This window comes from Chitinimonas sp. BJB300 (assembly GCF_002735695.1).
GTDB lineage: Bacteria > Pseudomonadota > Gammaproteobacteria > Burkholderiales > Chitinimonadaceae > Chitinimonas.
This window is the reverse complement of sequence record NZ_PDZH01000023.1, coordinates 1-12,316: the sequence shown is the minus strand read 5'-3', so window position 1 is coordinate 12,316 and position 12,316 is coordinate 1. Positions and strand designations below refer to the sequence as shown.

The following is a 12,316-nucleotide window of genomic DNA, read 5'->3' as shown; positions in this document are numbered from 1 at the left end:
CGATAGCACGTATTCGAAAATAAATGCACGTGCTATCGACCCAGATTTACCGAAAATTACGATGAATCACCAAATAAACCTGTTTAAAACAGAGTTATAGATTGTAACTACCACAAGTCGCATCGTCGATGAAACGAATGATTTCCTGTGGCAACTTACGGTTACCACCATTGACTTCCAGCAATTCGGTTTCTTGCAGTTCTTCAATCAAGTTGGTTTCTTCAACAGTTATGGTTTTCTCATTCATCTTTACTTTCCTTTAGGTGAGCTAAATATTTTAAGCATGGGTGGAACAAAACCCATGCGTATTATGGAATAGATTGATTATCTAAAGAATGGGTCTGTTGTCCCGATTATTATTTATTAGAATTTAATGGATTACTGCTGATTTGGAAAGGTTTGCAAGCGCATTGGGAAACAGGGACACGCAATTACACCCCGCGCTTCTTTCTGCAAGTGCCGTCAGGAAAGGTGCTCAACTTGCACGCCTGAAAATGACTGATGTCTTTATTTTTCGGTTGCTATCTTTTTGCTGTAGCACCGATAAACATGCGATCAACCCGGTAGTCACCCAAAGGCACACTTTCCGCGCGGTTCTCATTTAGCAGCACGCCATTGCGTGTCGCAGGCAATGGGGCCTGAACTTCGCTCTGCTAGTGGCTGCGGCCGCAGCGTGCATCTCGTATCAGCGTAACCTTGTTACCCTAGCTAGGGTAAGCCGAGTAGCAACTCATGGAGCAATAAAAAACGCATCGATAAAAGGCTGGCTGACTTCGGCCAATGTTGCAGGTGACCAACGAGGTGTATTGTCTTTCTCAACCAACAATGCGCGCACCCCTTCAGCAAAGTCAGGGTGGCGACAACATTGACGTGAGATGTTCAATTCCATTGCGAACACTTCAACCAGAGACATATGGCGAGCGCGTTGCTGGGCGGCGAGCACCAGACGTACGGACGTGGGCGAACCCGTACTGAGCCTCTGTGCGCCTTTGCGCAACCAATCATCCTGCCCGTCGTAGCGACAAATAGCATCAACCATTTCTTCAATATACTCATAGCTCGTGAGGGCGCGGATAACATCCAGGTGTTCACGGATAGGCGAAGGTGCCAACTCAGGTATGCCATGGCGGCTGTGTTCGCGCAGGTACTTGCCAAGCACATAGTGGTTGGAGGCAGCTTCAGCCTGCCAATCAAGCCGCATAAGTCCGCCGAGTACTGCATCCCGTTGCGTACTGGGTAGGGCGAAATCGGCCAAATCAACAAACAAGGCATCGGCAGCATTGAAGCTGGCGCCAGTCAAGCCAAGGTACAAGCCCAGCCGGCCAGGTAAACGATTGAGAAACCACGACGCCCCTACATCAGGGTACAGGCCGATGGTTATCTCGGGCATAGCGATACGGGAGCGTTCGGTCACCACCCTGTGACTGGCCCCTGCCATCAAACCTACGCCCCCACCCATCACAATACCGTGGCCCCATACCAAGATAGGCTTGGGATAGTTATGGATGGCGTAATCAAGGGCGTACTCCTCCTTGAAGAAGGCATCTGTGGTGGCAAAATCCCGAGCCTTGATCGCATCATGCAGGGAGACCACATCGCCGCCGGCACAGAATGCTTTTTCCCCTACCCCTCGCAGCACAATGCAAACCACACCAGGGTTGGTTTTCCATTCTTCAAGCTTGGGGGCAATCTGGCGGATCATGACCAGGGAAAGCGCATTCAGCGACTTCTCGGCATTCAAGGTGATCTGGCCGATGTGGTGGCCATTATCGGTGGGAATCAGCGTGAAATAGACGGCATCGGTCATCGTGTTTTACCAGGATATAGCGCGGCATTGACTGCAGCGTCCAGAGCATGAGCGCTCAGAATCTGTTCGAGCTTTCTCCATCGTTTCGCCGTAACTCGGGAAACGTTGAACAGGTTCTTAACGGTTTTTCCAAACCGGCGTACGTTTTTCCAGAAAAGCACGCACCCCTTCCTGTTGGTCTTCCGTATCGAACAAGTCGACGAACATCTCACGCTCCAGATGCAGGGCTGACCACATGGTCTGCTTGCGTGCCGCCTGAATAAGCTGCTTGCAGGCAGTTACCGAGCTGGGGCTTTGCTTGGCGACCTTCTCCGCCAAAGCCAGGGCCGTCTGACGCGCCTCACCGGTTGGCACAACCTCCTCCACCAAACCAATACGCAAGGCTGTCTGGGCGTCTACACGTTCGCCACACAGAATCATCCGCTTGGCCCACCCCTCACCGACCAGCCAGGGCAGATGTTGCGTGCCCATCCCGCCGGGCAACAAGCCCACACTGGCTTCTGGCAATGCCATCACGGCTTGTTCCTCGGCGATACGGATATCACAGGCCAACGCCGCTTCCAGCCCACCACCCATTGCATAACCATTGATTGCCGCAATGCTGACGCCACGAAATTGCGCCAACGCTTCGAACGCCTTACCGAAGTAAGTGATCATGGCGCGGGCACGCGCCTTGTCACCGTCGCCAAACACCTTCAGGTCGGCACCAGCACTAAAAAACTTCTGCCCCGCACCTGTCATCACCAGTGCATAGATTTCGCTGTCGGCATTGAGTTTTGCAATGTATTGACGCAGGGCCGGCAAGCTTTCCTCAGTCCAGGTATTGGCCGGCGGATTCTGGATAGTGATCACGGCTGTGTGGCCGATGCATTCCAGTTGTAATTGATCAGTCATGGCGCTCCCCTGTCGGTTTTCTGTGGGCAAACTATAACGCCAAGTTCAACCTTGCTGGGGATGATTGACGTCTGCGTCAATTTAACGCCACACTCGCGCACTTCAACCCTTGCACGGAAACTTCGCTATGAAATCCCTCCTGATTGCCGCCGCCCTAATCAGCACAGCCGCCATGGCTGACGAACCCGCAACGGCTCAACCAGCAGCGGCCAAGCACAGCTGTGCGCAGCCAGAATTGCCGGGCAAGCTGGCAAGCGAAATGAAGAAGAAATCCTTCACCAAGCGCTTCAAGGAATACGGCGAGTGTATGAAGAAATATATCGATGACCAAAGCGCTGCGATGAAGGCGGCTAACGATGCAGGTAACGCGGCAATCAGCGAATACAACACGTTTGTTAAGCAGGTAAATGACGAGAGCAATGCTTAGAAACTATTCAGTATCTGCCGCGAGCAGCCGCCAACAGGTTAAAGCGCAGCACTAAAACCGGCATGCATGCTTGAACCTGGGCTGCGAACCGCTGGATGCGAAGCATCGTAGCTATTCGGCGCCCCCCTTGCGGTGGCTCTTTAAGCAGCACATGACCCTAATCATGACAGTGCGTAAGATCTTCGCACATTGCTTGGTTGCCCCATTAGCACCCCTCTCCAATCCAGGGTGAGGGCATTAGGCTAGGCCGTAAAGTAACGTTGCAGCGCAACATCCCAGACAAGACGCGTGACGCCGCCAGTCTCCGATGTCTGGGTGACCCAGCTAGCAGGGCCGACCTCGGCCCAACCCGCGATTACCTCATCGGCATAGCTGCCAGGACTGGGTGGATTGAGCCGAAGCCGGGCCATTCCTTCTCCGTTGCTCACTGAAACCTGCATCTTCAAACATCGAGCCAGCGCCAAAAGATCGCTGTTATAGGCCTGGAAATACATCATTATCTCCAGCAACCCGCGGTTACGCGCGTGCATGACGGCGCGTGCCATCAGTTGACGGGCCACGCCGTGGCGTCGATAAGGCTCTTCAACGCTGATTCCTATCTCGCCAATGCGACTCCCGACATTCATCGCCAAATGGGCATAGGCTCGCAACTGCTGCGCTTCAGAAGCATCCTCCCATACCCCATAATGCATATCGCGCACAAAATCGAGCTTATAGGTATAACCTGCCACGACCTCATTGCTGGCACGTTGGGCAAAGCGCTGCGACCTGCTCGCGTCATCAAGACGCATTAGATGGTCATGGATCTCAGGCAGATTCGATAGCGACAGCTGTTTGAGCAACAGGTCGGCACAAGACATGACTAACTCCTTGAGATTGACAAATACCTTGTTGTCTCCGTGAAGGTCTTATGATTTGTGCGCTGCACAATACTGTGTATAAACAATCGAAACGCCGATTGCAATTCATAACCTACTGCCAACCCGTCATTTGCCTATGCCCCTACGACCCGAGGCATGAAAACAAAGTGCCCCACAATGGGGGCACGAGTTAAAAATCGACGAACGTAAGATCAGAGAGATTTGATCATCTGAATGGCTGTAGGCTGAAAGCCAAGACTCCGATACAGAGTTTGGGCGATGTGATTATCGGCAAATGCGTTCAAACCCAAGCCAGTCGCACCTAGTCGGCGTGCTTCTACTTCAGCAGCTTGCATCGTGGCTCTGCCCAATCCCTTGCCGCGGTAAGCTTCTTCGATCACAACCTGGTAGATCCACATCTGCGCACTTGTAGCGCCAGGATTCAGCCCCAACCAAAGCGCGCCGACTTTATCCCGCGTCTCATCCAATACGTCAAAGAAATACTGGTTGGTCGTAGCCAATCCTTGCGGCAACAGTGCATTCACTTGGTCCTGCGCTTTCGTCATCGCCTCTGCCTCGCACCACCGCCGGGACGAAATGCTGGCCCTGGCATAGTCCGCCGTACTCCATGACATAAAGGCAGTAAAACCTGCTTCATCCATTGCTTGCAACTGCACCATCTAAGCAGTACCTCCTACGGTTAAGCCACCATCGACACGAATCGTGGGTTGCCCTACGCCAACAGGGACGCTCTGGCCCTCCTTGCCGCAGGTGCCTACGCCTGGGTCCAGCTTCATATCATTACCAATCATGCCCACACGGGTCAGTACATCCGGGCCGTTGCCAATCAGGGTTGCGCCCTTCACCGGGTATTGGATCTTGCCGTCTTCGACCCAATAAGCCTCGCTGGCTGAGAAAACAAATTTGCCACTGGTGATATCAACCTGCCCACCGGCGAAATTCACCGCGTAAAGGCCACGCTTGATCGAACCGATGATTTCGTCGGCGGAAGTATCACCATTCATCATGACCGTATTGGTCATACGTGGCATGGTGATATGGGCATAGCTCTCGCGTCGGCCATTACCTGTGGACGCCACCCCCATCAGACGGGCATTCAAGGTGTCCTGCAGATAACCTTGAAGCACACCATCTTCGATCAATACAGTACGCTGGGTTGTATTGCCCTCATCATCCACGTTCAAGGAACCACGGCGATCGGGAATCGTGCCGTCATCCACCACGGTGACACCCTTGGCCGCTACGCGCTGGCCTATCTTGCCCGCAAATGCAGAGCTCCCCTTGCGATTGAAATCCCCTTCAAGACCATGACCAATGGCTTCATGCAGCAGAATGCCGGGCCAGCCACAACCCAGCACCACTGTCATCTCCCCTGCCGGCGCGGGACGGGCTTCCAAATTGACCAGCGCTTGGCGCACCGCCTCACGGGCATACCCCTGCAGCTTGGCTTCGTCGAAATAGCTATAGTCAAACCGCCCGCCGCCGCCCACATTGGCTGACTCACGCCGGCCATTTTGCTCAACGATCACTTGCAGGCTTACCCGTACCAAAGGACGCACATCCGCTGCCCGATGGCCATCATGCCGGGCGATGTAAACCACTTCATACTCGCCGGCCAAGCTCGCCATTACCTGTGTAACGCGTGGGTCAAGGGTCCGTGCGTAACGCTCCACACCTTCCAGCAACGACACCTTGGCAGCCTCGTCCAAGCTGGACAATGGGTCGAGATTGGCATACAGCGCATGAGTGCGGACGTGCGTGGTGCTACCCGCCACGCCGCTGCCACCCTGACGACCAATAGCGCGTGTAGCATGCGCTGCAGACTGAAGCGCCAGCGGACTGATATCGTCAGAATAGGCAAATGCCGTCTTCTCGCCGCTGACAACGCGCACCCCAACACCTTGATCAATGCTGAAACTACCAGCCTTGACGATGCCTTCTTCGAGGCTCCACCCTTCAGCGCGGCTGTATTGGAAATAAAGGTCAGCGTAATCCACGTCATTACGCATGATCTCGTTAAAAACCTGCTCCAATGCAACTTCATTCAAGTTGTAAGGCGACAGAAGATATTGGTCGGCAGTCGCGATAGCCGACGCGGTAGCAGTATTCATTGGGTATCCCATCAGGGTGAGGGCACAAGGGTCTTGGCAATATCCGGGCCAAGATAACGGGCATATAAACCCTCGATTGTGCCGTTGCGACGAAGTTCCTGGAATAGCTTGTCCCAGCGCTGCAAGGCATCTGCACTGAAATGCTTGCGCGACAAGACCAAACTGCCCAATAACAGTTCAGAACTGTCAGCCCAATGGCGTATCGAGATGCCTTTCATCTCCTGATCGCTAAAAAGCTGACGATAAATTATCGGGTGCGACATCATCGCCTGCACCCTGCCAATACGCATCCAGTTGGCCAGTATTTCCAAATCGGCGGCCTCCGCAACGCGATCCTGCTTGCGCAACTGTTCAACCAACCCATCGTAAGGCTTGCCATGCTGGAAACTCTTGACAACGCCCAGTACCTTGTCCGGCGCGGCCAAAAAATCCTCTGGCGTCTGAATATTTACGGATTCGCTACGTAGCAAAAAATCATTGTGCGACACAAAGTAAGGCACGAATGCTGCATAAACCAACCGTGCCGGCGTCGCCAGGCCAGCGGTCGCCACATCAAGCTGACCCTTTTCCAACGCCTGCCAGATCAGCACCCGAGACAGCTCCCGCTCCTCAAACCGGCATCCTATAAGGCGGGACAGCTCACGAATCAAATCAACATCAATCCCAACATTGCGCCCTGCTTTATCCTTGCTGTAAAGATAACCAAACCGGAAGTAAGCCACCTTCAGCGGCTCGGTACAGCCATAGTCCACCGGCGAGGCCGCTGCTGTGATTGCCGCCAGCGCCGCCAGGCAGACACGAAGCATCATACCAATACCCGATGCGACAGCGCCGGTAAGCCTTGGCGCAAGCGCGCTTTATAGTCCTGGTCAATATCCGCCACGACCACGCCAGAGCCACGCGGCAGACGATCGAGCACAATACCCCATGGGTCCACAATCATGCTGTCGCCGTGCGTTTCGCGACCATTCCGATGAAACCCACCCTGGGCGCTGGCGACTACGTAACAGAGGTTTTCAATGGCGCGCGCACGTACCAGGGTCTCCCAATGCGCGCGTCCCGTCGTCTCGGTAAACGCAGCCGGCACGATAATCAGGTCAACCGGTTGCATCCGGCGGAAAAGCTCGGGAAAGCGCAGATCATAACAAATGGCCAGGCCAATCCGGCCAAATGGCGAATCGAACACCACCACTTCATTGCCGGCTTCGATGGTCGTTTCTTCACGGTACTTTTCGTTTCCCATCTCAAAACCAAACAAGTGAATCTTGTCATAGCGGGCTACGGTTTCACCGCGGTCGTTGTAGACCAGGGTGCTGTTCCTTACCTTGGCTGGATCTTCGGTCCACAGCGGCACCGTACCACCGACAATCCAGATACGGTGCTTCTTGGCCATCCGCGCCAAAAAATCCTGAATCGGGCCATGCCCTGGCTTTTCACGCACCGCCACCTTATCCGTATCCTTCACGCCCAGAATGGCAAAGTATTCCGGCAGGGTAACCAGCTTGGCGCCTTGCTTTGCGGCCAGACGAATCAGCACTTCAGCTTCAGAGAGGTTAGCCGCGACAGAAGGACCGGACGCCATCTGAATAGCGGAAATACGTAGCTTTCCAAAGCTGGCAGCCTGGGTAGCGGCAGCTTGCAAACTACGGGCGCGGGTAGACATGACGGGCTCCTGATAATGTTCCCCTTACAAGGGGGAATGGCTACCGACACCGACGATTCCGCCTGTGTCCTATTGAAAGATTAGCGTGGTAAAGACGCCCTTGCTTGGCTTCTATTTACCCAGATAGGGATCACAGGCTCAACGGCCGCCCGCAGTAATAATTGTGCCAATCGATACCGTACTATTTCCCGGTACCTGATCGCTCCTTGCCCATTGTGGGCAGGTTCTTAAGCGGCAATGCCGTACGCTTGATCTGCGGATCGCTCCACGTACCGGTGATGTCGTATTCGTACGCGATCAGCCTACCCAGCGGGTCTTTCAGCACACGCTGCAAAAGGAAGGCCCCCACAGCGGCGAGGGGATTAACCAACCCCACGCTCACTGCAATACTGTCACCCAGGACAGGCACAATACGCACCCGCAATTTCTGCGTCTCATGGGCCACATCGGCCTCTCCACGAAATAGCACCTGCGCCGCCGGACCGACAATGACCAGATTGTCCGTCGTCATCACGCCGCGCACAATCTTACTATCGCCCTCGATCCGATCGAAGGAAAAACCCTCGCTGAACACGTCGCGGAAATCCAAGGACAGTCGGCGGGGCAAGGATTGCAAGCTTAAAATTCCCAATAATCGCCCCACACCGGGTTCGATTTTGGCGAACTGGCCACTATTGGCCTGCAACTTCAACATCCCCCCCAGGCTTGGGTAGTCAAGCGATGTGGGCGCGCCATTCCAGCTTACCTCGCCGCTTAACTTGCCACGCCCACGCTGAATGGTTTCCGGATAACCAAACCGGCCAAGCAGCTTGCCCAGATTGTCTGACTCAATCACCAACTTGACGCGCGTATTGCTGTCCGCGCCTTGGTACCGCCACACGCCGCTGGCATTCAACCGTCCATCGGGGTTGATCAGGCTCAGACTATCGATCTGCCAATTCTCCCGCTGTTGCTGCGCTTGCAGCACCAGTCGCCCCAACGAGTTCTTGTGGAACAGAAAATCCTCTGCAATCAAATCTATCGCGGGCAGCTTGGTAGCGCTTGCTTTGCTGTCTGCTGCCTTGACCGTTACATTGGGCCCATCGGGCAATGGCATCTGCAGGCGGCTCAGCCGCGCAAACACCCGGCCACGCTCCTGGGACGACCAACTCAGCCTGCCTTCCACCTGTCGGCTAGCCGCAGTCACCTGCCAGCTGGTATCGACTTGCGGTACGGCGCGCAGCGTCAAATCCTCAAGCTGCTTGCCGGATATCTGCAACTTGCCCAGCTGTACCTCAACACCAGCCAAAGCGGGCCAAGTATTGTTCTCGGACTTGCCCAAACCAGCTTGCGCCTGCATTTGCAACCATGGATCAATATCGAACTCCGGTAGATTCAGCGTCAACCAAAGCCCAGGATTGGCCATCGTAGGTGCACCGCCTCCGATCCGTATATCGCCGCGGGTCAGCTGCAAATTATTGAGAACACCAGTACGCAATAATTCCGCATTGACCAACGTTCCCAGGTTCAGTCGCCAGCGTTCTTCCTGCTTGCTGCTATTCAGCTGTAACTTGAGTGCTCTCGTCTCGCCTGATGGTTTTCCCAACGGTGCGGGCAAATCCAGTTTTGCCTCGGTCAACGGTGCATCTACTTGCAACTGCAAACCGTCTTTGGGCAGGCGTACTACCGCATGATAAGCGCTGCTGCCACTCAATCGTTCGGGCTGAGGCAGGCCATACATTGCCGCCACCTCGCGCAGATCGGCGCGGCCGTTGGCAGTGATTTGCATCGTACCGTCGGCAGCATTGCTGATATCCGCGCGTAGTGCGCCCCCCAAGGTATTCGCTAACAACCCTTCTGCCTGGATACCTGCAGCATTGAATTGCAACTTGCCATTTAGCGCACGCAGCGGCGGCATACTGGCGCCTATGCGCAATTCATTATTATCAAACTGATAAGTGCCAGTCACCTGGGTATTGGCTGCGTCCTGAAAAGGAATCGTCAATTTCAAATCAAGCTTCCCTACCCCAGCAGCTTGCGCGCTGCTGCCCACCCCGCCCAGTATTTGATCCAACGGGCTTTGGGCAATGAAACGAAAGAATTCAGCCGTCGGCCCGTTCACTGCACCATCAATTACAACAGCCGTGCTCTGTGCCAGATCGGGAATCAGCGCTTTCACACTCCGGGCCTCGGTCCCCAGAATCTTTCCTTTGGCCGCAACCTCCAACCGGTTGCCCACAATGCTGACCTTGCCATCCAGATTATCGACACTGGGCCAACCCGACGCATAGGCCAGCTTTACCCCATCCGCTTCGGTTTCCATTTTCCAAATACCCGAATGACCATCAGCAAACGGAAACTGCGCCAGTGGCCCATGCAGGGTAAATTGGGCGTTGCGCGCCTCCCCCGCCACCAGACTGCTTTTCAGCCAAGCCAGCGTATCTTCCCCCAAGACGGTCGGGAGGTAATCCGCCACCGCATTGGCACGCACATGCGCCACCTTGGCATCGAGGCGTAAAACGCCCAACCCTTCGCCGGGCCAGGTCCACTCAGCCGTGGCATTGGCATCCAGATCCGCATTCTTAGCCACGAAATCACGCAGGTAGACGCTCACCCCCCTGTCCATACGAGCCCAATCGACAGCGAGACGTAGATTGTCGAATTGCAGCGGCGCAGTAAACAATTCACCCGCATTCAGCTGGGCATAATTGCCGCGTAATGCCAGATGCCCACCCTGCTGGTTGAAAGTCAGGTCGCCATCCAGCGCACTGGCGCTGGGCCAGGGTGCCGGGGCGTTCAGACCCAAGCCCGTAAATGCCATTTGGCCTGCATAAGTCGTGGGCATCGGCCAAGCACCTTGCCAACTGGCGCTCAGCCGATCAATACGCCCACTGGGCTCTACCCCAGCGAGCCGCGTGCGCCATACTGGCGATAAGGGCAGGCTCTCCGCCAACGCGCCCAGGCCGGTTAGCGTCAGACCGGTAATATCAAGCTGGCCGCCGCCGCGGGTAAAGAAGCTTAAGGTGGCTTCAGCCCCGTTGAGTTGGTGCTTCTGGCCCAACTCCAACTTCAAACCTTGCAAATGCAAGGTACGGGCCTTGGCAGTGCTACGCCAGGTTGCACGCCCTTCAAGCTGCCTGATGTCCAATACAGCCAGATCAGGCGCCAACCGGGTGCGGGCCCCCTGCAGGCGGAAACGGCCATCCAGCATGTTCAGCGTGCTGCCGGCAAAGTCCAGGTTGGCGCGCAACTCGCCGCTGCCGCTGGCTACCTCCGCCGGGTAAGGCAGCCAACGCGACCAATCCGACAAATTGATACGATCCAACCTCGCCTGGGCGCTACCGTGCCAGTTGGCCCAATTGGCCAGATCGTCACCACGCCATTGCACATCAAGGCTGATGGGGGCTGCCAAATAGTCAGGTGGTGCCGCCAGGAATTGCACGCGATGACGGCCAAACAATAAGTTTTCCAACGTAATGTTCAGCTGCTTCAATTGCAACTCAGGCGCACCACGTACTGCGTCCTGCCAACGCAACCGGCCATTCACGATAGCGATTTCATGTTGACGCAACACCCAGTTGGTCAGGCTGTCATCATCACCCGTATTCAATGCCAGCCCCGCAAGACGGATCGTACCGCCCTCATCACGGCTCAGCGTCAAATCCGGCTCCATGATTGCCAAGCGCTCAAAACGCAACTGGCCCAGCAGCAGCGGCCACCAGGATAGCGTCGCCTCGACACGCGGCAGGCTCAGCGCCACCACACCCTCGGCGCTACGCAGACTCAGGCCTTGCATATCGAGATACGGCTTGCCCTTGTGCCAACCGCCTTGTATGGCGTCCACGCCGACAGGCCGCCCGACACGCCGACTGAACTCCTCCACCAGCGCCGGCCGATAGCTTTCAAGATGCGGGAAAAACCACCATTGCAGCCATGCTGCAGCGCCAAGCCACAACAAAAGTAAGCCGCCAAACAGCCAGATCAAGCCACGGAAATGCAGATGCAACAGGCGTAACACAAGCCGACGAAGCAACACGAAGCGGGCACGTAGAAAATGAGGGTGAGGGGTAGGCATTGGGCAGCAAAGGTTGGACTTGTCTATCTTGCGGACCAAGCAGCGCTAGGCAAGTGCCACTGCGTATTCGGAAATGCCAGGCAAGGACGATGCGTTATGCAACTAAATGCGTTCCAACCCAGCCGTAGCGAAGGCACAGGCTAGAATGGATGACTTAATTCTATCCGCGCGCCACCTGCCGCGTCTCTTGCAATCGTGTAAATCTCACAAATTAACTGATGTTACGCAGTAGCTGCGAGAAGCAGCTGTAACTGATCATAAGCCGCGCGGGAGGCGTTGATCAGTAACTTGCGGCAAAGTGCGAATGGGTTCTTCTGCGTCTTGATGCTCAGGCATTCAAGTTTGAAGGCTGCGCAAATCGTCATGAACACATGGTTGCTTTGGGTCCGAACTGTACGCGTAGGCGACTTGGCCAGACTGGCATTGGACTTGAGTGACTTGTGAAAGACCTCCACGGCCCACCGTTTTTTATAGGTCGT

The 12,316-nt window shown here is 55.3% G+C and carries 10 protein-coding genes and 1 pseudogene; 1 reads left to right on the top strand and 10 read right to left on the bottom strand.

The window, feature by feature from the left end:
* Nucleotides 1–94 precede the first annotated feature (94 nt).
* The 3 genes from CSQ89_RS22390 to CSQ89_RS05785 form a co-directional block, all read right to left on the bottom strand.
* A complete protein-coding gene (locus CSQ89_RS22390) occupies nt 95–247 on the bottom strand; it encodes a hypothetical protein (RefSeq protein ID WP_158228910.1) in 153 nt (50 codons plus the stop codon).
* Between the two features lie 483 nt (nt 248–730).
* Entirely contained in the window at nt 731–1,807 is a 1,077-nt protein-coding gene (locus CSQ89_RS05790; protein WP_099405238.1) for an enoyl-CoA hydratase/isomerase family protein, read from the bottom strand.
* A 117-nt stretch (nt 1,808–1,924) separates the two neighbouring features.
* Nucleotides 1,925–2,701, bottom strand: a complete 777-nt coding sequence (locus CSQ89_RS05785) for an enoyl-CoA hydratase (RefSeq protein ID WP_099405237.1) — start codon at nt 2,699–2,701, stop codon at nt 1,925–1,927.
* Between the two features lie 127 nt (nt 2,702–2,828).
* On the opposite strand from CSQ89_RS05785, the gene CSQ89_RS05780 reads away from it, so the two are divergent.
* On the top strand, nt 2,829–3,128 hold the full coding sequence (locus CSQ89_RS05780; protein WP_099405236.1) for a hypothetical protein: 300 nt from the start codon (nt 2,829–2,831) through the stop codon (nt 3,126–3,128).
* A 242-nt stretch (nt 3,129–3,370) separates the two neighbouring features.
* Here CSQ89_RS05780 and CSQ89_RS05775 read toward each other — a convergent pair whose 3' ends face one another.
* The 7 genes and pseudogenes from CSQ89_RS05775 to CSQ89_RS05745 form a co-directional block, all read right to left on the bottom strand.
* Entirely contained in the window at nt 3,371–3,988 is a 618-nt protein-coding gene (locus tag CSQ89_RS05775) for a GNAT family N-acetyltransferase (RefSeq protein ID WP_099405235.1), read from the bottom strand.
* A gap of 212 nt (nt 3,989–4,200) precedes the next feature.
* Nucleotides 4,201–4,668 carry a GNAT family N-acetyltransferase gene (locus CSQ89_RS05770; protein ID WP_099405234.1) on the bottom strand — a complete coding sequence of 156 codons (468 nt, stop codon included), beginning with the start codon at nt 4,666–4,668 and terminating at the stop codon, nt 4,201–4,203.
* Nucleotides 4,669–6,120 carry a metalloprotease TldD gene (gene tldD / locus CSQ89_RS05765; RefSeq protein WP_099405233.1) on the bottom strand — a complete coding sequence of 484 codons (1,452 nt, stop codon included), beginning with the start codon at nt 6,118–6,120 and terminating at the stop codon, nt 4,669–4,671.
* An 11-nt stretch (nt 6,121–6,131) separates the two neighbouring features.
* On the bottom strand, nt 6,132–6,929 hold the full coding sequence (locus CSQ89_RS05760) for a substrate-binding periplasmic protein (RefSeq protein WP_099405232.1): 798 nt from the start codon (nt 6,927–6,929) through the stop codon (nt 6,132–6,134).
* Entirely contained in the window at nt 6,926–7,783 is an 858-nt protein-coding gene (locus tag CSQ89_RS05755) for a carbon-nitrogen hydrolase family protein (RefSeq protein ID WP_099405231.1), read from the bottom strand. The genes CSQ89_RS05760 and CSQ89_RS05755 overlap by 4 nt, the downstream gene beginning before the upstream one ends.
* Nucleotides 7,784–7,964: 181 nt before the next feature.
* The gene (locus CSQ89_RS05750) at nt 7,965–11,837 is read right to left on the bottom strand and encodes a YhdP family protein (protein ID WP_099405230.1); all 3,873 of its coding nucleotides are present in this window, start codon (nt 11,835–11,837) and stop codon (nt 7,965–7,967) included.
* 221 nt (nt 11,838–12,058) lie between these two features.
* Nucleotides 12,059–12,316 (bottom strand): annotated as a pseudogene (locus CSQ89_RS05745) (IS701 family transposase); the annotation flags it as partial.